The organism is Bradyrhizobium sp. CB1717 (genome assembly GCF_029714325.1).
GTDB lineage: Bacteria > Pseudomonadota > Alphaproteobacteria > Rhizobiales > Xanthobacteraceae > Bradyrhizobium.
Genome location: NZ_CP121666.1, coordinates 332,778 through 357,750 on the forward strand (window position 1 = coordinate 332,778; position 24,973 = coordinate 357,750).

Sequence of the window (24,973 nt, forward strand, 5' to 3'; positions counted from 1 at the left end):
TTTCCCGCCGGGAAGGAAGCGGCTTGTGGGGATAATCTTGGGTTGTGATCCGGCGAATCGCCCGCCACGCGCGTTGTGGCAAATTCTACTCAAACTGATGCAGATCGTGGCATGCCCCGGCCGCGCCGGCTGTATTGAGACAACAAAGTTCTTTGGAAAGTCGAGAAAATTGCTTTGTCTTTCGTGCGGCAGTATCGGCGGCTAAAAATAAAGTTCTTTCAGGGTTCGAGCGTAACCCAAAAGCTCATCCAATAAAGTTCTTTCAGAACTATTCCGCCCTCGGTGCTCCTCTTGCCTTAGCGATGTACTGGCGTACTTGATCTAGCGCCTGGCTCGGAACGTCGATCTCCTTGCAGAGGATATAGGCTGCGTTTGGCATCAGTTTCAGACCCCGCACATTGAGCTTTCGTCCCAAAACGCGGCTAAGCCCATTCACGGTCACCAACCCGCCCTGTTCACGGAGCTCTCGCGCAGATGCCTCAATCTGACTCGCCAAAGCGACGTCGTCTGCGTGCCTGGGTTGGGGCTTGGGCACTCGCGATCGAGTTCCCCGACGGCTAGGAAAGCTATCCAGCCACTTTCGATCATATTTCAATAGAGTTTGGTACGTGGTTCCTCTTTTTACTCGGCCATTCTCCAGCCAGGTCTTCCTCAGAGCAGCTATCTTCTCGGGCGAAGGTTCAAAGCCAGCTCGGATGCCGTCGAGAATCCGCCTCACGGTTTTGTGCTGCATCTTTAGCTCGGTGCAGACTTTTTTTATGAAACCGTGTTGCGCGTATAACCGCTTGACCTCCGTCTCTACCGCGGGACCGTAGTTGTTTACGATCTTGACGAGCGGCATGGCAGGATCACCCTCGCGGGGTCTTTCGAAACAGAATACGTACCCACAAGTGCATCGGGCATGGAAATAATGCTCGCGCATGCCCCTTTTTGCTCGTCTTAGATAAACTTGAGGGATTCTGAACCCTACCTCATGCTTTGCAAATGTGTTCGGGCACTTCCACTCTTGCCTAAATGAGTTGTCCAGCCCTTGGCGTTCCAAGGTCGAGCGGGTTGCCTTCTGCCGCTCTCCAAGAAAGTGTTGAACCAAGACATGCAACAAGGGATGATTGGCGCCGTCCTTGTAGAATATTTTGCGGATTGATCGCGATCGCTCGTTCAGCCGACATCCAAGCTTAACCAGCAACTCACCACCAAAATAATCGATGAGATCCGCCCCAAAAGCACGGGTCTGAAGCATCGTGATACCGAAGCCGTATCCCACTTCAACAGCAGCAGTCTGATACTGCTCGCTTGGATCTGGGCTTAGCCAACGGGAAGGCATTCCATGCAAAATGTCTGCGGACCTTGTCGCAATCTCCCGCGCTAACGAAGTTTCGCGGCCACTCAGAACTGCCACTGGCTCGGCATCTGCTCTACAATAATGCGTCGCATCCATCGTTGCCCTGTCGAGAGGGGACATTGGAGCCATCGAATTGCGCAGCAACTCTCCATGCTTGACGCAAAAGAGAGTGCCAGACAGCTGGTGCTGCCGACGCCAATAAGTTTCACCGAATCTGTCCATATCCTCTTCAAGACAAAGAACGCAAAACCTGAAGAGCTTCGGCTCAATGACGCTGGAATTGCCCATGCCCAGGGCAACCGATCCTCCATGGGGATTCGTTTCTAGAAAGCATTCCGTGCATTTCAAATGTGCGTCCGGTTTAAGGAATGCACCGTTGAACGGAAGGAGGGTGTGACGGTCGAGGATCTCCAGGCCTGATAGGCCCCAGATAGGCCGGGTTTTTTCCGCAAGGCGGTTCGCATTTCTTACATATCTTGTCGAGAACCATGAGGTGCCGTCAATCGTCTCTTGGGCGCTCTTGATGACGATCGGCTGCATATAAGCGAAGTGCCGCGCGATAACTGAGTATATCAATTCATCCTGATACGGCTTCGGGAGCATCAGATGCATGTTACTGCCCAACTAGATCGTCTATCAGACCGGCGCTTCTCAACGCGTCGACGGGATCTGCATTCTCTGCTTCAGCTTTCCTAAGAGCTTCAATAAGCTTATTCGGTACCTTCGGCGGACTTTTCTTCGCTGGTGTCGTGGTGCCCGACGGCGTCAGAACTTCATCGACCAAGGCGCCCACAATGCTTGGACTTGCTCCTGCATGAAGCAGGTTTGAAGTAAGTTGGATGCGCCTTTCGTTGAGTCGCTTCTCTGCGACCTTGATCGACTGGACCGCCTGCTGTTGGGTGGTCAAAGTCTTCAATGTGGTTACGCCCGACGAGATAAGATCTTCAAATTTGGCGATCCTATCATTATCGCCACTCCTGAGTGCATCGAGTGCGGGCCGCAAGAGAGAGAACTTCTCCTTCGCTACTTTGTTGATAAGGCTGACCGTTATCCTTTCGCTTTTCCCGCGAATTGCCTGCAACTGGACAAGCTGAAAGAGCCGGATGACCAGGGCGGTAATCCCCTGAGTCTGGTGGTACATCGCTTCCGAGACCTCAGGAGAGAGGTCTTCCGCCTTCTGTAGCCACTGATATTTCCAAAGCACCTTAAGGAAATAGTCCCACTCGCGTCCCAGAGCCATACGGTCCCAGAGCGCTGAGCCATACTGACCAACGCGGCGAGCCTCTCGGAAAAGCTGTTCCAGATGCACCTTCGCCTTCGGAGTGCCGAGAACGATGATGGGCACCTTCACGTCATTGGTGAACGTCACGAAGAAATTTAGCAACTTCTCCATGCCGACTCCCTTGGCGGCCAACAAGTGTTGGACTTCATCAATCACAAGGACGCCAAGATGGTGCTGGGCGGCGATCTTCGCGACATCAAGAATCAATTTGTCGGTCGGGACGCGACCATTGACGGACTTAGAGTGATTGGTGCCTAGAGTCGAATCGACCTTCGCGACTATAGAAAGCAGCAGTTGCTTTAGGCTGCCATCCATCGGGCAATCAATCTTCATCCACACAATCTGGTAGAAGCCGTACTTTTCATGGCTTAGAGCTCTCGGATAAAATGAGAGCGTCCGCTCGACCACAGTACTCTTTCCCATTCCGGAAACGCCGAAGAGAGCGAACGACGGCGCCGTCGACGGTCCGGAAGATTCGATCGGCGTGATTCGACCCTGCAATCGCTGACGATAGAATTCGACAAGGGACCTTTGGAACTCTGGGAGTGCTGGGTTGCGATGCACGTAGCCGCTATCGAGAATAAGGCCGATCTGCTCAATTATCTCCCCGTGAGAGGCCATCATGAGCAGATAGTCGTTGAGGCGGCCGACACATAGCATCCTTTCGCCTGCGGAAAGCATGCGCTCGTCATCCGAATACGTCGGCCGACGACCAAATGATAAAAGCAGATTCGTATCATCGGCCGACATCAACGGTGGTAGTGCCTCGAGAAGAGGATTTCCTGCGGCCTCGGGTCGCGCGGTTGGCAAGTAGTCGGCCGGAATGAGGTAAGAGTACATTGCGGAGTTTCCTACTTGCCTGCGTTACCAGCTTCTTCAAGAGACTCGAGCCTGGATAACATGTCATCTTCATAAGCATCCGGCGGGTCCTCAATGGTTGGCGCTACCGCAGGAGAGTTCGCGCGCGGCTCGGCGAGAGGGGCCAAATCGATTGTCTCGATCGGTCGCTGGAACGCCTTCTCGTCGGCTCGATTGCGTCCTATGCCTGCCACCTCAGCCCTCTTGGATGTATTGCGCTCCTGCACGTCGCGCGTCTTAGCGAGTGCTCCTTCCTGGATCGCTCTCAGCGCGACATCAGTCTCAATTTCCTGCGCTTGAAGTTTTCCCGCTTGGGAAGCAGCAAGGCACTTCTCGGCGAGCTCCTTCTCCTCATATTCGAACAGTGTTTTACCAACGAGTTCTTGGTAGGGGGGCAGCAGACGACAGGCTTCATATCCGCGTGGCGCCTTTGGATTCCAAAGATACAGTTTGTCTAAGCTTCGCGGATCGTACGATACCTCGACAGACCATCCTCCTTTGTTGCGTGCCGTCCAGAACCAACGACCTTCTTCGGCTTGATCGCACGTATAGAAGCCGCCTCTGAATTTTATGCCGTTACCAGTGATGCGAGCCGAGTCACGCGGCATGACTGCCAACGCAACTTCGTCATAACTAAGCTCTCTCAATGCTCCGCTTCGATTCTCGATACCCCAGGTCCAACGAGCCAGCGGAGTGGCGGACATGCCGTCGGTCGTCATTTCGGTGGGAGTATAAATGCCGGTAATCTTCGATCGATTGTGCTGAAGGACCGCGCGTATGACCGCCGCTGTAAAATCATTAAGGTCCATCGCGGATTCAAGTCGGTAGTCGCGAGCTCCTCTGGTTCCGAAATCCGGCTCGACATAACCCGGCATGAACGGCTTGAATAGCATCGGAACGATCTTGAACCGCGATTCAACGATCGCCTTGAGATCACCACGTCCTGATGTCGTATTTCCAATCTGGATCCGGAGGGTGTCGACGATGCGAGACCCCAATTTTTCGCTCATCAGTTCGCCTCGGTCGGCTAGAATAGAACGAGGAGCGTGATGTGCAGGCCATTCTTCGTGATCGATTTCTATGCCGTACTGCCGACAGTACTCCACTTTCGGAGTAACCATGTTGGTCAGAGCCATCATCGCACCGATCCACGACGGCCCCTCGAATCCGACGTAGACGCCGACGATCAAACGACTCCAAACGTCTATTACGAAGTAGATGACCGGTCGGCCAACGATGCGTCGCCGATCAAACTGCGATCGCAGGTAAACGTCGGCGACAGTGGCATCGACTTGAAATTCGTCTCCGGGCCCCTTTGTATTCTGATCAGCCTTGCCGAGGAGCTCGCGCGTTTCGAGGTCATATCGCTTTTGACCGTGACGAGCTTTGAATCTATCGTTCTCGGGAAAGTGGGTGCAGAGGTAATGGCTGAATTGTTTTAGAGTCGGTCGATCATCGTCCAGCACGATCTTCGGTCGACCCGCCTCGTCTTGACGGTGTGAAAAGAAGAGTTCAACGACGTAGTTCAGGGCACGCTTTTGGGAAGGCTTTCGCAGGCTAAGGTAATAGTCGGCCCCGACCCGCATCTTTCTCCGTAGGTCGTCATTGACCGAAATACCAACGCCGGTTGCGATGGTTCTCGGCCTCCCGACCTTCCGTCCACTCTCGATACTCCTTGTCTTGCCTGGTGCGCCGCAATTGTCGTAGTCCGACCGCACCGCTTCGCGGTTCATGCCACGTTGCCAAAATCGCATGATAGCGGTGACCACCGTCGGCCGCGTGACGCCCACGTCTTCGGCGGCCTTCTTTATTCTGGCCTTCCGCTGAATTTTAAACAGTAGACCTCGGCCGCGATCGTCGCCCTGCAGTTGGAGTACGATTTTCCAGTAGCGTGCGGAGGTTTGGGCTGCCGCACTATCCTGCACCTCCTCCGACAAATTTAACTGATACGGTCCGACATATTCGATGGCGAAGCTGGGCGGAGTTGTGACAAATCGGTCTACCAAGAGGTCTCGCTGGACACGCTCTGGCCAACCCATCTCCGCCACGTTAAAGAGCCAAAATCCTCCGCCATCATCGTCCACATGCACGATGCGAAACAGCGCGCCCTCAGGACCAGGCTCTCTGAGAAGCATGCGCTCGAGTAGGATAGGTTTCTTAACTGGAGAATCCGGCACTAAATTGCCTCAGCAACCGCGAAGTTGGAAACCGGAAGATCCTGAAGGCTGCGCGCCCTCAGATCGACCCGGAGCTTCTTTTCGCTGAGCATCCTCCGAGCAACCCTTAGAGTGCGGCCAGCGCGAAGTCCCAATCGCGAATCAATCACGCTGCAAACAGCACGCAATGGAAAGGACTTCAGGTCATCAAGGGCCTCGACGAGGGCCTCGCGAATGGTCGGTTCGTCCTCCGTTTCGGGATCGCGCTGGCAATCGAACATCCATTCGAGATTAAAGCTAACGTTGTCGTGGACGCTGGACTCCACGATGATGTTCCACCGCGTGCTTCTGCTTTCCCAAAAAAGTCGTTCGATTTCCAACTTCTCCAATGTTCGCTTGTCGCGGAGATCAGCATCCTGTTTGACTGCATAGGCGAGGTCGACGGGGCCGTAAGTCGAAGTCTGCGTGACCAACAGGTCGGTGGTCATTACGATGTTGATACCGTTCGCACGCGGATGTCGGACCCCGATCTGCTCAGCGATCTTTAATGTTTCATCTCGCGGAAGAGGAAATTGCTCGCGGATGTCCAAGGTCGCGTCGTCGTAACACTTGCGGAGAAACGCGTAAAATTCGATGTCCGAGAGGAGGTGGTGCTTGCGACCTGAAGTCGACCAGAATACTCGTCGACTTCTGCCAAGGGATGGAACATCAGAAACCTTGAGCCACGGGATGTACGTGGCGCCGGTTCCTATCCCTCGGCCTTCGCGTTTAAATCTTGCGATGCGCTGCTCAGTCCAAGTGTAGCGTCCACGAGCCATCAAGATCCCCAGGCAAGACAACCGACACAATCACCCAGGGTCATTCCGCCGAACGAAGTGCTATCTTAGGCCTAGTGTTGGACCGTAAACTTACGGTTGATCTTCTTGCGGGGGTGACCTCCACGCTCTTCATTGGTTTCCAATGCTATAACGAGATGCGGGGAGTTAGCCGTTTCTGCCTGTCACCAGTGTCCTTTACGAACTATCGAGCCGGGTCCGAGGGGAGCCGCCTCGAGATCAATCTGAACGACACGCGCGCACGCGAGGGCCAGTATCGATCGTCTAATGGATTTGAAGCCGATGATTGCTGCCTTGAGCTCGCTCATGCCCAGCGCTCGCTTGCGGCCGAGCTCCGCTACTATCTGCATGCGGAGATGCACGGGCACGGCATGGTCGCGATGCGACCATACTTCGCTTTCGTTGCCGGAGCGCGGCTCCTCCAGAAGGGAGGCCGTCGATATTGTCCAAAGAGGGATCAAGAACTCCTTCGCAACCTCGGCGACCTGTTCGGAGGGTCGCTTGGACTCGATATCTAGAAGGTGACGCCCCCTGTGGTCTCTGACGAAGATGGCGTCGGCTTTGATGATGGTGTCGCCCGTCTGAATTTGGTCGAAGTGGTCTATCGCCGTGACGTTGCGGTCAAGCGTAAGGTGGATAAGCGCCTTTTCAGTTTCGGCGCTGTCGATCGGAATAGGTTTCGTCACTAAGACGGACTGAAATGCCCAGGCCATATGTTGTCTCGGGGCTGCGAAGGGTTTCTTCGGGCGTTTCGGGGGGGATTCGGCGGCTGGCTCCGAACTGCATTTGGGAGCGAGAGGCGCTACGGGACTAGCCCGCAGACAATCCATTCGGGATCTTCGAAGAGGTTTATCCGACTACTCCTCACGACAGGCAGCGTGTCGGCGCATCAAAGCAAAACACATCAATTGAGGAGACGTGCCTCGTCGCCGGGCGGGCGGCGGATCCAAATCGGACCGTCGGCCGGCGTTACGTCCGGTGTACGAAACGCGTCGCCCTCGGCGGCGGAAAGGATTCGGTTTGGTGATGCAGCCGCCTTAGCGCAGACCAATCACCAGGTCTGCACGCTACAACTCGACGAAATCCGCCTTCATGATCTCCTCGCACGCTTTCGCCAACAGCACCCAGACCGGCTGCCTGCGCGCGTGGCCGCGCACCATGCACTCGCCGAAGCGTGCAGGAGCCCCGGTCAGCTTGTTGGCCCCTTCTGCCGCCTGGACCAAATAATCCGAGATGTCCGTCAAGTCGCTGGTGTTGGAGATGCGCATCATAGCGATGCGTCGTCGCATCGGTTCGAATCCACTAGGTATCAGCTCAACAGTGACTCTCAACATTCCGCCTCCTGTTAGCTTTAAAGATCTTGCCGAAGGCGGCCTCCCAGAGGGCAAGAGTCAACCAGCGTCGTCGCGCCGATCCTGGCGAAAATATGCAGCCCTCTTCTCCCCGATTCCAAGGGTTCAAATGGACGTCGCGTGCCAACCGGCCGTACCAAAGGCGAACAGCAATGTTTAAGGCCCAAGCACAATTGTTTGGGGACCAAGATGCGTGCCTTCTATATCCAGCCGCAGCAAATTTTGGCAGGCGAGAGCACAGACCGCGGCAACAACGTCGCAGCCGGGACGTGCACGCTCCTCGAGTTCGTGGATGGTCTGCGGTCCCTGCTCGAGTGATACCGCGAGCCTCAACCGGTCAATCAGCGACACGTGGCGTCCTGCATGTGACCAAACCGTGCGCGCGTTCGAAAACAGCGGCTGGCGGTGGATATGTTTCGTATCCCACTCGAGTAAGCGAAGGCCGTGTTGCTGCAAGACGAAGTGGAGGCGGGCGTCCTCTTCATCGCTTCGCTCGGGACGTGCTTGATGGACCCTAAGAAGAAACGTACCGTCTTCCCTACGAAGCACCACACCGGCCAACGACATGGGTGGACACTCTATCTGGGTTCCCGTCCGATAGCGGATCTCGCGGACTGAAGGATCCAACGAAGCTTGTTCTAAGGCATAGCGAAGAAGCGCGTCGTACACCGGTATCGCGACGCGGCATTTGCAACTTGTGAAAAGGAGCGGCCGCGCGACAGGATAGCGAGCTTTTGGAAATTGGGCAGTGCTCATCGCGATCATGTGCATCCCTTTCTCTGTCCTAGATAAACAATCGTCATTCACTGGGGCGAGGTTCGCCGTCAGCATTGGGCACGCGTGCTCACTCGTTTGGTAAGCCGATCCTCGAGATGGCTTCAAACGTTCGCTTGGGACCGCAGTTCTTGGTTGCTTTTGATGTGAAATCGGCCTTGAACAGCCAATCGGGCCAGCTCGGCTCGCGTTCTGCGTACTATATAGCGTACAAAAGAATTGCGTCGGCGCTATGGCTCTCATAGCTCTCTTCGGACTCATCGAAAGTTTGCCCGAACGCGCTAAAGCTCTACGTCTTTCGATCGCGTCAGCCTCAGTGGTCCGAGCCAAGTAGCTCAGCCGCGTCGACGCCCAGAGCTATTGCAATCCGCACGATAGTGTCCAACGTCGGGTTAGCCTCGCCTCGTTCGACCTCGCTGACCAACGCCCGGCGGACTTCGGCCTCCTCAGCCAGATCGGTCTGGGTCATCTCGAGCGAAAGTCTCAGGTCCTTGACCTTGCGGCCGAGAGTGACCCTCGTTCGCTTCTGAGCTCTTGTAAGTGACTCAGCCACGGCTCCTCCGCGAATCCTTGCCATTTCCAGGCGACAAAAAGCAAGGCGAGGCGGGAATCAGGGAAGCAGTCTGCCACGGTCGCCGCGCACGCCGACCATGGCCATCTGAATCCAAGCAAGGACTCGCGTCAAGAATCACCTGCCAATCCAGGGAAGGCGTCTTTCAGCACCGCCATCAATCTTCGTCGCCCTCCATCTGCGCCTCCAGCAGCGGCCTGTCCAGACTGTCGATCTCGGGCAATGCCGTTCCAGCGATGCCCTGCAGATCGCCGTACATGCCCGCCGTTGCTGCGATGACGCCATGTATCTGGCTTTCGCGCTTCGCCCAGATGCGGTTCATGAACTTGCGCTCCTTGCTGAGATCATTTTTGAGCTCCTCGAACCTCTCGATGAGTCCTTCCACGCGCTGGCGGAAGCGCGGCCCCACTAGGTATTGGTAGATGTGCTCCATCTTCGTCTGCTGCCCAACCTGGGCCTTCCGCAGGGAAGCGAGCTCGGTCAGCGAATGGCGTAGCGCGATCGCGACGGGTATCGCGCAGCGCGGATGCGCAACCCACACACCATCGACGAGACCGAAAGTCTCAACTTCCTTCGGCAAGGCATGCGAAATGATGAGGGCGATGTCGGCCTTCGCGTTCCGCTGATCCTCTCGCAGCTTGGCGAGCCAGCCGTCGTTCCACTTCTTCGTCGCCTTGAGCTCCCAAAGGATCGTTCCGGCCACATTCCCAAGCTGCCCGTTCACCGTCTGGACGATGTCGCCTCCCAACTCGCCCTTTCCGACGGGCTCGACCAGGTCATTCGGAAAATTGCTCCTCAGAAGCGCCTCGAGCTGGAGCTCCAGGGCCTCGCCTTGGGTCTGTTGCGATCCTTGCAAGGCCTTCCGTTTCAGGTCCTCGATGGTTCTGCTCATGGATTCGATCTGAGCATCCTTCTGGGATACCTGCGCCATGAGCTCGTCTTCCGCCTGTTGGCGCGCCTTGATGTGGATTTCCGTCTGCGTCGCCTGTACCCGCTTCTCGATCAGGAGATCGAGTTCGCGCTTCTGCTCGGCGAGCTCGCGCTGCCGGCGCAGCACCTCCGCCTGCGCCTGTTGAGCCTCGGCCAGTTTGGCATTGTAGACCGTCAACGTCTGCCGCATCTCTTCGACCTGGGCCTTTGAGGCGTCCAGTTCGGCCGAGGCCGCTTCCTGCGCTCTCCTCTGCTCGACCGCGCGGATCTGTCCGCTCGTTGCCTGAACCCTTTGGGCGATTTCGGCGTCCATGGCGCTGCGTGCGCGGTCTAGCGCTTCGTCCTTGCGCCGCAGCTCCTCAGCCTTCTGCTGGTACTCGGCATCCTTGGAATCCAACTGGCTCCGAAAGAGCCTGCGCTCTGCCTCAAGTAGCGGAGCGGCCAGCGACTCGGTCAGCCGGATCCGATGGTTGCATTTCGGACAGGTGATGTGAGGTTCGTGTGCACGGCTCTCGAGCATTCGGACTCTCTGCTGTGTTTGATCTTCATCTGAATGGGGTGGCGGAGATCGCGCCACCCGAAGAGCGGAAGAGATTCGGCAACCGGTCGCGCCAGGTTCACACGAACGTCAACTTGAACAGGTCGATCAGGCGGCCCAGTCGACTGCGTCGCCGCCCGGCCGGAGGTGAAGTGGACGGCATGGTCTTCGTTCCGGTCTTGTCGGCCAGATACTTCGTCCTTGCTTCCTTGTCCCGCCCGCGTCCGACCTCGATCTCCTCGTCGGTCCAACCGCCAGCGTCGATCACGCGCCCGTCTCGGACGACGTAGTGCGAACGACAGCGCAGGTTCCAGTTGCCGATCGAGGGGTACAGCGAGACAGCGTCGCCGTCGAAAGTCATCTTCCATTGCGCGGGACTGAACGGAGTGACGACCTCCTCGCCGCAACCGCAGCAGCAACGATGTGCTGCGGTCGCGTATTCCATCGAGATGTACAGGGTGCCAGGGTCGATCTTTTCGGGCATCGTCTCGACGAATCGATGCCGAAGCTGCTTCATCTTGATCATGATTGATCTCCGTTCAGCAGCATGTTGCCGTCGGTGGTGTAGGTGGAGTGATGTTCGCGCTCCAGATCGCGGTAGAAGCCGCGGATCTTCTTCCATTTCACGACGGCCATGGCGGCGTTCAGCGCGTTGAGGTCGGCCACCTGGATGTTGGTGGAGTACGGGTTGAGCTCGTCGCCGCTGGTGCCGAAAGAGATCCTGCCGTCGTGGACGTGCGTCCTCATCTCGGGCGTGCTCGCGGTCACCCGCAGGATGCCGCCGAGCGAACCGTCGACGAGCTCCAGGCCCATACCGACGTCGACGAAGGGAATGCCCATCTCCTCGCACTTCCCGATCGCAAGCTTCTTGGCCTCTCCCGCGTCCATGCAGATGAACGCGAACGTCGCGCCGTCCAGCAGGTGGAGGTTGGTCTGATCCAGGGCGACCGGGTGCGGAACGATGTTACGGTGCATCTTGGAATAGATACCGGCGAGGTAGTCGACCTTCTTCTGCACCTGCCGCAGCTCATCCAACGACGCCGCGCCCGGTGCCCGGAAGGCGTTGTGCGTTAGGAAGTCGTCGCCGTCGATCAGCCGGATCTCCGGTACTGGCGTCTTCGCGACGAGGTCCAAGGCGTAGGCGCCGGTCCCTCCCAAGCCGATGAAGACCACGCGTTCGTTCCTGAGCAGGTCCGCCAGGGTGCCGATCCCGGCGCGATCCGAGGCGGTCTCGGTGTAGTTGAAGACGGTCGTCTCTTCTGGTTCCGGCGCCGCGTACGAACGCAGTTTGAGCTCCGGTTTGAGCACCGCGGCCGCGCCGGCGATGACGCCGGCGTAAGTAGTCATCTTGCCATGGTAATCGGCGTAGCCTTCGGATGGCTTGCACGAGAAGGTGAACTTTGCCGTCAACCCGCTGCCGAGATTGAAGTCGCCGCTACCGTGCCGAAGCGCCTCGATCTCCTTGCCGTCCTTGCCGCAGGGATAGCCGCCGTCCCATTGGACGACGTGGGTGTCGGGGCGCTGGGTGACGTCGCCGGCCAAGGTAAGGGACGAGATCAGGCTTCCCAACCTGACCTCACCCTTCCCGTCGACGTAAGGCACCTGCATGACGAGAAAGCCGCTGCGGATCCGCACCGCGTAGCCTTCCTCGCGCAGCCTGCGGAGGTCGGGATTACGATCGAATAGTTTTTGTGACATTGAAGATCGTCCCGTTCTTCACCGTGACATGACCGCCGGGACCGAGCTCGCCGGCATGGGGTTCGGAGGCGGCGTGGCGGAAAGTCATCGAGAACGCCACGTTCGGATCGTGAGAGCCGGGGAAGGCGAGCTGCACGATCTCTTCGAAGCTGACCTCGTCGCCCTTCACGATCCGCTTGCGCGCGTTCACGATGATCACGGTCTGGCGCGGATGGAGCGCTTCCCCGAGTTCGCGTTCGGCTTCGGTGAGCTCATGCTCGGCGCGCCGCTCTTGCTGGTGCGCTTCTTCGAGGCCGTGTTCGGCGTGGTGGATGTGTTCCAGAGCACGTTCCACCGGATTACCGTGCTCCGGCGAGCGGGAGGGGTCGTCGATCGTCATGCTTTCACCTATTGGTTGGGTGAGCCTTGCGGCCCTCACCCCACTAATCGGTGCGGCAAAGCTTGACCGGTAATTCTCAGCCGAACTTTTTTTGGAAGCGGCCCGGGGGCACCGGGCCGCAGACGAAGAAGGCCGGGCAATTCGGGCAGGTGTACTGGGACTCGTCGGGCGCGAAGGCGCCGGCGCGGATTCCAGAGATCGCCGCCTCCAGGTGCTTCCTCTTGGTTTGCAGCGACTTGCCCTTTATCGAGATCGGGGATGTCCGCTCGTCGGACAGATGCAGGACCTGCGGCTCCGCGCCGGGAAAGTGCTGCTGCACCGCCAGCGCGAACGCTCCCGCCTCGATCTCGTCGACGTCGTCTTCACGGTAGTGACCGGTCTGGATTCTCCATAAGACCCGTTTGCCGTCCTTTCCGTTGAGGACATCGTCGGGGGCGATCGTGATCTCTCCGGTGCCGATGGCCAACCGAAGTAGCCTGGGCTGCTCCGGCGAATAGCCAGCGCGCTGCGACACGAAGTAGTCGAGCATTCCCAGGGCCATCTCGCGGAAACCCGTGGCGTAGCCGTGCGCGGTCAGGCCTCGCGCAGCGAGGGCCTGGTCAACGAGCGCTTCGACCTCAGACGGACTCGGCGCCGAAGCTCCCCGCGAGACGATTTCCTTGAGGACGGCACGGACGGATTCGTGCACCTGCAGGAACGGCGTTTGGGTGCGTCGGCCGCCGACGTTCAGGATATGGGTGTAGAAGAAGCGCCGCTGGCAGGAGTTATACAGGCCGATCTGGAAGCCGCTCACGCTGACGGCGCCGTCAATCTCGATAGGAATGGGCTTCTTCTCCGGTGCCGTTGGGCACGCCGCCAGTTCGCCCAGATGACGCGGGGCGAGGCCAATCCGCTCGACAAACTCCGAAGGCTCCCGTCGATGCCCCTTCGCGTTTTCGGTCGCGGCATAGATGAAGAGGCGCTCTTCCGCCCTCGAAAGGGCCACATAGAAGAGGCACTCCTGCTCTTCGTCCTGTCCCGTCCGGAAATTGTCCAGGGCGGTCCCGCGCGCTCCCTCAATCATCCCGTCCGGAGGCAGACAGGTCGGCGCCCGCGGGGTCCGCGGCAGCGTATTCCTGTTCATTCCCGGCAGGTGCACGACCGGGAATTCGAGACCTTTGGATCCGTGAATGGTCATCAGGCGGACCGCATCGATGCCCTGGGCCGCTGCGGGAAGTTGGCGCAGGTCCCGGTCGTCGCCGAGCCGGAGAAGCCTCCTGACACGGTCCAGAAGCCGACGGACGGGTAAGCCCTGCGCCGCGGGCTGGACGCGCACAAAATTCATGAACTGCCATATCGCGATCGCGGCGCTGCGATCGGACACGGACGAGGACGACGCGAGCCGTGCTCCCATCCCTGTCCGGTCGAGGAGGAGCTTGGCGAGAACCTCCCATGGACTGGACCCGATCTCGAACCCATCGAGGGCGGCCGCCAGCCGGCTCGTTGCCTCCCTTGCTTTCGTCGACACGCAAGTCGTGATCGCGCGATCCCGGAGCCACGTTAGCGGCTCCCACTCGTCCTCCCGCAGCGCGCCCAGTAGCCCCGCGACATCGGCCATAGACATCCCGAACTCGGGCCAGCACGCCACGCGCAGCAGGCCCATCGCACGACGGTCAGTCAGGAGGGAGAGAAACGCGAGAAGGTCCTTGACCTCCGGGCGTTCGAATAGGCTGCCGAGGAAAAGCACCGGTATGCCGAGCCGCTCGAGATCCCGGCCCGTCTCGGATAGCTTCTCGTTGCCGGTGCACAATACGGCTTGGGCTCTGAAGCCATATCCGAGGGCAGTCATTTCGCGGATGGCGTCCGCCAAGGCGGTGGGTTGCCGATCGGCCGTTTTCACCGTCCGGAACTCCGGCTCGCTGCCAACGGAGTCCCGAGTCGACTCCAAGGCGCTTCCGGAGCCGCCCGCGATCATATCCGCTGCGAACCGCGAACAACATTCAACGATCTCGGGCGTGGACCGATAGTTCTTTCTCAGCCGGCCTCTCATGCCGCCCGGGAAATCCTCGCCTCCGAAGCGCCGCATGTTGAACGACGAAGCGCCCCGGAACCGGTAGATCGATTGTTTGGCATCGCCAACGGCCCAGAGATTCTCGCCGTCGCCGCACAGCGCCTTCAGAAGAAGGACGCTGCTTCGATTTACGTCCTGGTATTCGTCGACCAGCACGTGATCGTATGTAACCCTCAGGTGCTCCCGGAGGGCGGCATTGCGCTCGAGAAGACGGACCGGCAAGGAGACCAAGTCTCCGAAGTCCACGCACTGCGAGTCCCGCTTCAGCCGCTCATAGCAGCGATAGACCTCGGCAACCTCTAGCGCCTTTTCCGCCTCTTCGGCACGCGCTGCGGGGACGCTGCTCTTCATGGTCTCGGCGAGCCGGGCGTATTCCTCGGCATCGACCACCTCGTCCTTGGCGCGCGAGATCGCAGCCAGAATGTCCGCGATCTTCTGCGTGGGATCGTACAGGTCGCGGTAGTACCGAAGGCCCAGCTTGGGAAACTCGTTCTCGAGGAGCTCCACCGCCTCGGTCCTGTCCATGAGCCTGGGGTTGGGCGGAAGGCCGAGCTCCTGATGAAAGCGTCGGATGATGTCCAGGCCGAATGCGTGGAAGGTACCGATCCACATAGCCGAGGCTTCGGTCGGATGTTTGCGGGCCAGTCGGCCCGCCATCTCGCCCGCGGCCTTGTTCGAGAACGTGAGGACCAGGATCCGCCGCGGGTCCACCCCGTCTCCCAGAAGCAGCTCGATCCTGCCGGTCAGGGTTTGGGTTTTTCCCGTCCCCGGTCCCGCCTCGAGCAAGTAGGCCGCTCCGCGATTGGCGGCGGCATCGGCCTGCTCCTTGTTCAGAGGTCTATCCGGTCTTGCTTCCTCCGGTAATATTTCAACCGACGGCAAGAACAGCGCATCCAGGAGCTGCTGCGCGACCACATCGAACGGGGCGCCGAGTTTTTCGGCGATCGCCGAAGCAGTCATCCCGTCTTCGACGTGCAGCTTCCGCGCCACGGGCCTGGGAAGAAGGAATTCTCGCGCAAAGAGGTCCATCTGGACCTCGCGACGCTGCCGCCGTCCATAATCGACCACGCGGTCGACTCCCATCGGAGAGGCCTCCGCGGGGCGCGCCAGATCGATTTCGGTCGGGACTTCGTCTTCGGGAGCATCGCCGAGATCGGCGTGGGCGATTTCATGCACCACAAGGAAGGCCTGCTCGAAAAGGCTTCCACCGTTTTCGTGCAGAATGAGGGCATCCTTCGCGACAAGCGTCGCGCGACTGCCGTCCAGAACCGCAGCGCCAGGCGCGGTCCTCTCGACGTCCAGGCCGCGGCGGTTGGCCTCCGCCACGGCGAAGTCGTACGGTCGCCAAGGATCTTTCCCGGCTTGCACGGCCTCTCGGTGAAGAGCAGCCGCCCTCTGCCTTCCGAGCTCGACCGCATCCATGATCAATCATCCTCTGAGACGAGGTCGGCGATGATGTCCTCGGATACGCCGGCCTCCCGCAGGACCTGCTCAAGAGAGACCTTCTCTCCTGTCGAGGGCCTGACATTGGCCTTGTAGCTTCTCGAGGCAGACAATTGCGGCCCAGAAAGCGCCTGAACGAGGCCATCGACGGTCGCGTTGAACTGAAGCGCCAGCCTTCGGCGGGTGCGTCGTGAAATCGTCTCGACCGCCACCTTGCACTCGAGTATCGCGGTGATGACCTGGCGTGGAACACGGAGCTCCTTGGCCGCAGCACGTCGTTGCTCAAGCGTCGGGTCGGCGAAAGCTGCGGACACCCAGCCTTCAGAATACTTTCGCGTAGCTTTTTCGATCCAGGCAATCTCTCTGTCGGAGAGAGTTTCATCTTCTGCGATCTCGCGCGACAACTCCCGTGAAAGGTCGACAAGGGCGATCGCGAACTGCGGGTACTCCTCTAGGTACCTTTGGAAGGTCGCGGCGTCGTGGTTCGGCTCGGCGGCGAAGGCGTCGAGAACGTCTTCCTCAGTAGGAACGGAGTTCATGTCTGATCTCCTTCCAGGATGCGCTTCAGTACGGCATACGCCTTGTTCCGGTTGAGCCTGATCGTCTTTTCGACCTTGCCCAACGTCTTCGAGATCGTCACGGCATAGGGGTCCTTGGAGTCGATCGGGACATCCTTTCGGAGCATCTGAACGATCCTCTGTTGCAGGGTGGGCAGAGTATCAATCGCTGCGTCCAGACTTGACCGGTAATCCCGGGTCTCGATTTTTGCGTTCTCGAAGGGGTTATAGTTCCCGATCGCCTTCTCCACGTCTGGCCGGATTTCGCCGGTTTCCGCGTCCTCGGGGGAGATATTGCGGTTCTGTCGACGCCATACCGCCCGCTGCGCGTCGAGGCGGAGCTTGGCCATCGCTCCGTCGAACCGTATCTCGAAAAAATCGAGCTTCTCCGAGTATTCGTTCCGATCGCAGGAGAGAAGAATGTTCAACGCGTCCAGGACCAGCTCGGTGATCTCGGCCTTGCCCGATGAGATTTGGTCGGTGTTCTGGGACCGCGGCAAGCAACGCGCAGCGCGTTCGAGGAGGACCCTGTATAGGCTCGCAAATCGAGCTTCGCTGTTGTCACGATGGCAGGCCCGCATGAAATGAACGAGGCACTCGGTTCTGACATAATCCGTGTGCGTCCGGTCCCTGATCTGACATCTCCTCAGGAGCTCATCACGGGACAAATGCTCCAACGCCGTTAGCTGTGCCTCTACCTCCGGCGGGCGGAAGTAGAGCGATCCATCAGGCCTCTGCTTTCGGAGCGGTGCTGGCAAGCAACTTACCTCTCGTCGAGGTGCGCAGGTGATCGCACTCTGAATGGATATGAATAACCTAAGTCAATGGCGTACGTAGACCTATATTGGATAGATATATTTGGTAGCTTCCATTACGGCGAATCTACCAATATTTCAGAGGCATGCTGCGTTTGAAAGCAAGCAAAAGGCGGCCGATTGCGGGGGAAAATAGTCGAGCGGCCGGACCAATCCCTTGCCCCCATCCGCAACCCATGGGACGATTCGAACCGTCGCACAACGCGCGGGCAGGGTCGGGGTAATGGCGGACAGGAAGCGGGCCATCAGGGGCAGAAAGCCTCCGGAGGGCGAGAAAAAGCAATTCCTGACGAGCATGGATCCGGACGTCATCCGTCGGATAAAAGCCGCGGCGGCGTTGCGCGACAAGACGGCGTCGATGTTGCTGGAAGAGATCTCCCGGGAGTGGCTCGACCGGCATCAGGACGGAAAGAAGTAGCGAGGCGAGCGGCAATTGAAGCCCCGAGGGGACGGGGACGTCGCGAACGCAGCGGGATAGATTTTGGGCGGAGGGTCGGAATGCTGAATTTGTCGTTGCGCGAGGAGTTTAGATCCGCGCGATTGAGGGGAACCGTCGTTGAATTGACCGACGAGCGCAGCACCGGTGCCGTTCAGGTCGCGCCCCCGGCGTTTCTCGACATAACGTATCCCACGCACGACGTTCTGAAAGCTATCGAAGCCGTGAACGAAGGTCAGGGCCGACCCGTCGTGGTTATCGGCGAGCGCGGTCTGGGCAAGTCCCACATCCTCGCGGTTCTTCATCATGCCCTGAACGACCCGGCAGCGGTACGGTCGTGGCTGGCAAGCTGGAAGGATACGATCGACCCGCCCACACTCGACGCGATAAAGCTTCGCTCGGCGAAGATGCATGTCGTCACGGAGAGCTTGCATAATCACCGCATCAAAAACCTTTGGGACCTGTTCACCAGCGGTCATCCGGCGTCGCAGTTCTTCGAGGGGTCGTGGGGCGGCCGGACGGACGTTCCGCCGAAGGAAACCGTGATCGAGACGCTGAAGAAGTGTCCGACAGCGCTTATCCTCGACGAATTCCAGACATGGTTCGACGGCCTGACGAACACGAAGGCGGCGCCTCGCCAGATTTGGAATTTCAACTTCATTCAGATGCTATCGGAGGTGGCCGCTTCGCATCCGGAACTGCTCGTCCTAGTGGTTTCGGTCCGCAACGGAGACACCGAATCGTACCGGCAGGTCCATCGAGTCAATCCGGTACAGATAGACTTCAAAGCGGGGGGCACTCCGGATCGGATTCAGGCGGATCGCCGGCGCATGCTTTTGCATCGGCTGTTCTCGAACCGGAGGAACATCGATCCGCACGCGATCGACAATCTTATCGCCACGCACTTTTCCGAGTTCGTTCGCCTGACCGATGTGCCAGCGGCAGAGCAATCGACGCGTCGGGCTCTATATCTCGAGGCTTGGCCATACTCCCCAGAGCTCCTCCGGCTACTGGAGGATCAAATTCTCGTCGCGACCGAAGCCCAAGAGACGCGCGACTTAATTCGGATTCTAGCCAACCTGTTCAAGAGTCGCGGCGAGTACACCGAGATCCTGACGGCCGGCGACGTCCGGATCGACGACGAGAAGACGGGCATCGGCGCGCTCCTCGATTCCGTTTCGAGCCAGAGACACCGCATCCTGCGTGACGTCGCGCTGCGAAACGTCGAATCGGTCAGGAATGCGATCGGATCGACCGAGGTCGCGAACCAAGTTCCTCATTTTCGCGACATCATGAGCTCGATCTGGCTTCGCTCGATCTCGGCCGGCAATCAGCCGGGCGCCTTGAGTTCGCTACTTCAGGCCGATGTCACCAAGAGCAAAGCCATCGACGACAACGCCTTCGCGGCGGAAATGGCGCTAATCGTCGAAAACAGCTTCAACCTCCACGACGTCGGCGGACGCCTTCTCTTCAAGGAGGAGGAAAATCCGGACGCCAAACTCAAGGCCGGCGCTCGGAACGTCAAAAACTTTGCGGATGGGGAGGAGAAGCTCCGCCTGGCGGAAATCATCCGTCATGTGCTCACCGGAAACGATGCCGGTGGCACGCACCGCGTGGTCGTGCTCCCGGAGAGCTGGAACAGCGACCCTTGGGCGTCGCTGGCTCCTGATGACCAGCCGACGGGGTGGGGCGACAGGATTCCCATTTTGATGGTGCCAGAAACGCCGCGCGATCCTGATGCGACTATGGGTACGTGGATCAAAGATCATCTCAAGGCAGGCCGAAACGTGCCGCGGTACCTTTTGCCGAGGAAGGACGCGGGAAACATCTACGCGGATCCGGAGATGCTCTTCTACGCCCGCATGGACGTCCTGGGCGTGAAATGGGACGGCGAATACAAGCGTCTCGCCGAGCGCCACCGCGAAAAGGAGCTGAAGCCTCGCATCAAGAAGTTGATCAACAAAGTTCTGGTTCTGTCCAAATGGGATTTCCAGAAGGCCGACGAAGCGGAATTTACCACGGAAGTCATCGAGCTCAACGGCAAGCCTGCCGCCGAGGTGATCGCTGAAAAGGTGAAACGCGATCTCTTCGAGCCCGAGACGCTGCATGCCTTCGTGCTGACCGCCGCCGCCGAGTCCAAAACGCTCAAGGGCGCGCTCGACGATCTCATGAACCCACGGCCCGCCGGCGCGCAATGCGTGATCTGGCTCGGCAAAACCGAGATGATCGATCGCATCGTGAACATCTGTGCCAAGGGCGATATCGCCCTCAACGTGCGCGGCGATCTGCTGCAGGCGAATGCCGGCGAAAGCGAGGAAGACGTTCTTCGTCGCATTCAGTCGCGTGTCAGCAGCACCGCGCACCAAAATCCGGAAAACGTGATTCTGTCGATGCCGCAGGCTTCGCCGGGCGCTCAAACGACCCCCAAGCCGGCCGCTCCTCAGCCCGCTGTAACGCCGACGACGTTCGGGACGTCGCCGACGCCCGCACCGGCCTCCAGCTCTCCCCCGGTCAACATCTTCGGGACCGATCAGCCGGTCGGGAAGCCGTACCGGCCTCGCGCCGTCGAGAGCCCGACTTCGAGCCTGAACCTCGTCGGGCAACTCGAAACGTGGCAGGTCAAGGCAGCCACGCGCGTCAAGAACGTCACGGTCACCATTTCCGATGCGACCGGCGCCCAGGTCGAAGCCCTGCTAAAGAAGCTTCCTGACGGCATGGTGTATGGACTCCAACTTGATGCGGAGGATGACAATTGACCCTCGATCGAGATGTCCTGGCGACAATTCTTACGCAGACTCCTTCCGTCGCCTGGAGCGCAATTGTCGAGCGCGTTCACAGTATCTGTCGCGCTCCGTTCGATAAGGATCTGATCCGAAGCGTCCGGGAACGGGAGCGTGAAGTCGGAGAGCTCGACGATCTGATTTCGACAAGCGCATGGGATCTCTGGGACACGTTTCAGGATGGCGTCCCCCGAACGTCGGCCCTGCTCCAGACCTTCTGGCAAAAGCCGGCGCATGGAAAGGCGATTTTGATCCTCGACGGATTGTCGTTGCGCGAGTTGCCGCATTTGATTTCGGGTGCCGAAGCACATGGGTTGAAGCTGATATCGGAGACCGTGACGGCGTCGGAGTTTCCGCCGGAAACCGATCCGTTCGCGGCCGCTCTCGGATTCGCCTCGCGCAGCAGCCTTCGGAACGCGCCGACGTCGAAATTCTTTCCAGGCGCCAAAACGACCGTGACCGACATGGATTGGCTGTCCTGCGCTCAAGCGGTGATGCCGGATCCGAACATAATCCTCTGGCATCAGATGCCGGACGATCGGATCCATTCTTTGGAAAACGACGGCGACGCCCTCGGGCGTCTAGCGACGGAGCTGGCAAGCGCCTTCCAAGGGGTCGATTTCTGGGGTTTGGTGAAAAAGCTGACGACGGGTCGCTCACTGATCATCACGTCCGACCACGGATACGCCGCCGGGGGAGAGTTCTACGAACTGCCCGATGGACCGACAGGATTTCTGCGCGATAATTTCAAGGCACGAAGGAGCCTGGCGGGCGACGGCGAACTGGGCGAAGCATCTCCTCCACTGGTGATGCGCTTCGACACTCCGCGCGGTCCATACCGGCTGGCTCTTGGTCGACGCAAATGGAAGGTCTCCGGCGGCTTTCCCAAGCTCACCCACGGCGGGCTGACCCTGTTCGAGGTCTTGTCTCCCTTCGTCGAAATCACTCAGTAGGAACACGCCAGTGGCTACGAAAAAGGAATTGCTTGCGCAGGACGTGTCGCGAGCAGTCGGAGCTGGGAAAGCCGTCGCACTGGAAACAGTGAACTTCGACGATCCGAATCGAGCAAAAACGTGCCTCGAGATCGATTTTCCGATCTTGCCGGTGAATCAGATTGCGATGGTCGAAGGCAACGCCGGAAAACCGATATATCAGATGTCCAAGTGGTGGGCTCGCCGCCGATCCAGCGTATTCCGCTCGATGTTGATAGCCGCGGCCACAAAAGCGCCGGATGATCCCGCCCATGCCGCCAAGTTGGTCTGGGACAATTACTACAGCAATCATCAAAAGAAGGGGGCATTCAAAGATCTAGCTGTCACCGACATCTTTATGGGCGGGGGGACGACCCTCGTGGAGGGATCTCGTCTCGGCATGCAGATGTCCGGGAATGATTTGAATCCCGTCGCGTGGTTTGTCGTGAAGCAGGAGTTCGCGAAGGTGGACGCCGACGAGGTCAAGCGTCTGCTGGATTACGTTCAAAGCGAGGTGAAGCCGCAGATAATCCCGTTCTACCATTGCGACGGGCCAGATGGCGAGAAAGGTCAATGGACGCACAAGCCGTCCGGAGAAGTCATGGAATCCGACTTCGACCCTCTTTCGATCGCCATTTCGGAGCGTTCTGAATACGAATACGTCGGCCCGGAGATAGTCTACACGTTTTGGGCCAAGCACGGGCCCTGCCAAGTCACTGGCTGCGGGCATCGTACGCCGATCATGGGCAGTCCCGTCGTCGCGGAGAAAATCCTCGCCGTAAAATGCTGGGAGCACACCTGCAGCAAGTGCGGACGCAATTTCGACATCGAAGCCAATTCAGCACGTATCGCGCCAGACGTACCATTGTACGTTGCGCCTTCAGAACCGCCGTTTGCGGTAATGGACCCGAAGAGCGGAGTGATTTGCCCCCATTGCAAAAAGTCCGAAAACAAGAAACTTGGAAAAGCGAAAAGCAAAAAGGTCGTGCTGACCATTCTTGTTCACCCCGACTGGTTGAAGGGAAGCTCCAAAAGCGGTGACGATGGCGAAACGTTCGGCGGCGCAGCGCAGGACGACGCAGTTTCGACGGCGCGGTGGAATGCCGATAGAGCGAAGAAATCTAAGCTGCTCGAAGCCAGAGGTGCCCTGCCCGACTCCGTCGTTTGCCCGGAAACGAAACGACAATTCCATACCGGAAAAGCCGGAGGTACCGTTCCCAAGCGATCTGCGTTCGCGTGCGCAGCTTGCGGCACCGTCCAAGACGTCATGACCTCTATCAAGTCGACCGGGAAGAGCGGCCAATCAGCGGCGTACGCGATCCAGGGATTTTCCCGAAATCGTGCCGCCAATGATGCTCCGTACGGCGGGCGTTTCTTTGCCCCTTTTGACGAGCCTGTTGCCCGACAGTACTCCGCTGCCGTGGCGGAGTGGGAGGCAAGAAAAGATGCTGATTTGGCGCCTTTCTGGCCGCGGTCGGAGGTGCCGTACGGATTCATGACGGCGATCGCCAATAGCGACATCCGATCGAACTACGGTTTCACCCACTGGTGGACGATGTTCAACCCGCGGCAGCTCTTGGTCCATAGCTTGGTGTTCAAGGCGCTGGCTGCCGCTCAGCAACGCGGCTTTTCGAGCGACGCAATTGATGCCGTAATCGGATCGTACATCCAGATTCTGCGCTATCACTGCATGTTCGCAATCTATCAGGCTCAATACGACAAGCTGATTCCGCACTTCTCCAACAACAACTTTTATCCGAAGAGTAACATGCTCGAAGGTAACCTTTTCTCTCAAGTCGGAGCGGGCAATTTCACGACTTTACAGAACTGGATACTGGATGGACTGGAGTGGGCAGCCAGCCCTTGGGAAATTGTGACCGGGGCCAATCTCAAGTCCACGTCGCCAAAATTGGCTGAGCAACTAAACGGCAAGAGCGAGAAGGTCCGACCCAACGACCGCGTGTCGGGCGCTCAAATAGTGCAAAGGTCGTCGACCGACCTTTCGAATGTCGGCCCGCAATCTCAAGACTTGGTAATTACAGACCCTCCGTTCGGGGGGCTACTCCATTATTCCGAACTGTCGGACTTCTTCTATGTGTGGTTGCGGCTTGTTCTCAAGGAGCGCTATCCAGAAGTTTTCGAGCCGGATCTCGCTCCGAAGGCGCTCGAAGTGGTGGCGAACAAGGCCCGGGAGCCAAACGATTCCGATGGCTTCTATCAGCGCTTGCTGACTCTTTGTTGGCGCGAAGCATTTCGGGTATTAAAACCCGGCGGCATTCTGGCCTTCACGTTCCATCATAGCGAAGACGAGCCGTGGGTAGCTGTCCTGGAGTCCCTATTCGACGCCGGGTTCTATCTCGAGGCGACGTTCCCCATACGGTCGGACGAGACTAAGGGAGAGGGCGAATTCGGATCGAAGAAGATCGAATACGACATCATCCACGTTTGCCGTAAGCGCACCGCCGAACCGACTGCGGTGAGTTGGGCGCGCATGCGCCGTGAGGTATTGCAGGACGTCAGGCAAATCGAGTCCTTGCTGGCCAACCACGCCAAGGAAGGCCTACCTGCGGCCGACATTCAGGTCATCCGGAGAGGGAAAGCGCTTGAGTATTTCTCGCAACACTACGGCAAAGTTCTCGTCGAGGAGGGTAGGCCGCTTACCGTCTCTGAAGCGCTCGTCGGCATCAATCAGCTGATCGAGGAAGAAAGCGACGTCGCGGCGGACCTTCCCCCGCCGAACTCAGAGCCGTTGACCAGGCAACTACTGCGCATCTTTCGAGGCAAGAGGGAGGTCGACCGCGACCAATTGCAGAAATTTCTAAGGGGAACAGGGGTCTCCCCAGAGGTGTTCGCGGACAACAATTGGACGGTCGAGAAGTCCAAACGGTTCAGTCTGGTCTCGCCACCAGAATTTGCCCTTCTTTGGAAGGGACGACAGCGCAAAGCACTCACGTATGATTACGACCAAGCTTGGTTTCTCATCGGAGCATGCCACGACGGTTCAGGAATCAACGCCGCCGAGCAACTTCGAAACGACAATTTCAAGCCCCATCCGGCGCTCAAGCCCCTGTTGGAATGGTTTTCCCGGAACGGAGTCGACGCAGCGACCAGGCAGGCTGCAGTTCGCGCAGGAACGATTTACAACGCTTGGGCCGACACGAATCAGGATGTCGTGGCAAAACAAATAGAAATGTTCGCTTGAACT

At 58.6% G+C, this 24,973-nt stretch carries 19 protein-coding genes; 4 read left to right on the forward strand and 15 right to left on the reverse strand.

Annotated elements, in window-relative coordinates; all coding sequences use genetic code 11:
• Window positions 1–268 precede the first annotated feature (268 nt).
• The 15 genes from QA649_RS01570 to QA649_RS01640 all read right to left on the reverse strand — a co-directional run bounded on the left by QA649_RS01570 (window position 269) and on the right by QA649_RS01640 (window position 17,524).
• Entirely contained in the window at window positions 269–1,954 is a 1,686-nt protein-coding gene (locus QA649_RS01570; RefSeq protein ID WP_283022662.1) for a TnsD family Tn7-like transposition protein, read from the reverse strand.
• Window position 1,955: 1 nt separating this feature from the next.
• Window positions 1,956–3,464: an AAA family ATPase gene (locus QA649_RS01575; RefSeq protein WP_283022663.1), complete on the reverse strand. Its 1,509-nt coding sequence runs from the start codon at window positions 3,462–3,464 to the stop codon at window positions 1,956–1,958.
• A gap of 11 nt (window positions 3,465–3,475) precedes the next feature.
• Window positions 3,476–5,617: a Mu transposase C-terminal domain-containing protein gene (locus tag QA649_RS01580; protein ID WP_283022664.1), complete on the reverse strand. Its 2,142-nt coding sequence runs from the start codon at window positions 5,615–5,617 to the stop codon at window positions 3,476–3,478.
• Window positions 5,618–5,658: 41 nt separating this feature from the next.
• Complete coding sequence (locus QA649_RS01585; RefSeq protein WP_283022665.1) at window positions 5,659–6,456, reverse strand: TnsA endonuclease N-terminal domain-containing protein; 798 nt, start codon at window positions 6,454–6,456, stop codon at window positions 5,659–5,661.
• 182 nt (window positions 6,457–6,638) lie between these two features.
• Window positions 6,639–7,187 carry a hypothetical protein gene (locus tag QA649_RS01590; RefSeq protein WP_283022666.1) on the reverse strand — a complete coding sequence of 183 codons (549 nt, stop codon included), beginning with the start codon at window positions 7,185–7,187 and terminating at the stop codon, window positions 6,639–6,641.
• A 354-nt stretch (window positions 7,188–7,541) separates the two neighbouring features.
• A complete protein-coding gene (locus QA649_RS01595; RefSeq protein WP_283022667.1) occupies window positions 7,542–7,763 on the reverse strand; it encodes a hypothetical protein in 222 nt (73 codons plus the stop codon).
• A gap of 219 nt (window positions 7,764–7,982) precedes the next feature.
• Window positions 7,983–8,597 carry a hypothetical protein gene (locus QA649_RS01600; protein ID WP_283022668.1) on the reverse strand — a complete coding sequence of 205 codons (615 nt, stop codon included), beginning with the start codon at window positions 8,595–8,597 and terminating at the stop codon, window positions 7,983–7,985.
• Window positions 8,598–8,913: 316 nt separating this feature from the next.
• Window positions 8,914–9,153, reverse strand: coding sequence for a helix-turn-helix transcriptional regulator (locus QA649_RS01605; RefSeq protein WP_283022669.1), 240 nt, complete (start codon window positions 9,151–9,153; stop codon window positions 8,914–8,916).
• A gap of 175 nt (window positions 9,154–9,328) precedes the next feature.
• Window positions 9,329–10,621, reverse strand: a complete 1,293-nt coding sequence (locus QA649_RS01610) for a DUF2130 domain-containing protein (RefSeq protein ID WP_283022670.1) — start codon at window positions 10,619–10,621, stop codon at window positions 9,329–9,331.
• Between the two features lie 97 nt (window positions 10,622–10,718).
• Window positions 10,719–11,165 carry a DUF6527 family protein gene (locus QA649_RS01615; RefSeq protein ID WP_283022671.1) on the reverse strand — a complete coding sequence of 149 codons (447 nt, stop codon included), beginning with the start codon at window positions 11,163–11,165 and terminating at the stop codon, window positions 10,719–10,721.
• Entirely contained in the window at window positions 11,162–12,337 is a 1,176-nt protein-coding gene (locus QA649_RS01620; protein WP_283022672.1) for a ThiF family adenylyltransferase, read from the reverse strand. The genes QA649_RS01615 and QA649_RS01620 overlap by 4 nt, the downstream gene beginning before the upstream one ends.
• A complete protein-coding gene (locus tag QA649_RS01625) occupies window positions 12,312–12,716 on the reverse strand; it encodes a multiubiquitin domain-containing protein (protein ID WP_283022673.1) in 405 nt (134 codons plus the stop codon). The genes QA649_RS01620 and QA649_RS01625 overlap by 26 nt, the downstream gene beginning before the upstream one ends.
• A 76-nt stretch (window positions 12,717–12,792) precedes the next feature.
• On the reverse strand, window positions 12,793–16,188 hold the full coding sequence (locus QA649_RS01630; RefSeq protein WP_283022674.1) for a UvrD-helicase domain-containing protein: 3,396 nt from the start codon (window positions 16,186–16,188) through the stop codon (window positions 12,793–12,795).
• A 2-nt stretch (window positions 16,189–16,190) separates the two neighbouring features.
• Window positions 16,191–16,748: a hypothetical protein gene (locus QA649_RS01635; protein ID WP_283022675.1), complete on the reverse strand. Its 558-nt coding sequence runs from the start codon at window positions 16,746–16,748 to the stop codon at window positions 16,191–16,193.
• Complete coding sequence (locus QA649_RS01640; protein ID WP_283022676.1) at window positions 16,745–17,524, reverse strand: DNA-binding response regulator; 780 nt, start codon at window positions 17,522–17,524, stop codon at window positions 16,745–16,747. The genes QA649_RS01635 and QA649_RS01640 overlap by 4 nt, the downstream gene beginning before the upstream one ends.
• A 280-nt stretch (window positions 17,525–17,804) precedes the next feature.
• Here QA649_RS01640 and QA649_RS01645 point away from each other — a divergent pair, with 280 nt between their 5' ends.
• From QA649_RS01645 to QA649_RS01660, 4 genes are all read left to right on the forward strand, one after another.
• Window positions 17,805–17,999: a hypothetical protein gene (locus QA649_RS01645; protein WP_283022677.1), complete on the forward strand. Its 195-nt coding sequence runs from the start codon at window positions 17,805–17,807 to the stop codon at window positions 17,997–17,999.
• 80 nt (window positions 18,000–18,079) lie between these two features.
• Window positions 18,080–20,773: a DUF499 domain-containing protein gene (locus QA649_RS01650; RefSeq protein ID WP_283022678.1), complete on the forward strand. Its 2,694-nt coding sequence runs from the start codon at window positions 18,080–18,082 to the stop codon at window positions 20,771–20,773.
• A complete protein-coding gene (locus QA649_RS01655; protein ID WP_283022679.1) occupies window positions 20,770–21,750 on the forward strand; it encodes a hypothetical protein in 981 nt (326 codons plus the stop codon). Before QA649_RS01650 ends, QA649_RS01655 begins: the two co-directional genes overlap by 4 nt.
• 10 nt (window positions 21,751–21,760) lie before the next feature.
• Window positions 21,761–24,970, forward strand: coding sequence for a DUF1156 domain-containing protein (locus tag QA649_RS01660; RefSeq protein ID WP_283022680.1), 3,210 nt, complete (start codon window positions 21,761–21,763; stop codon window positions 24,968–24,970).
• The last annotated feature ends 3 nt before the right edge of the window (window positions 24,971–24,973 follow it).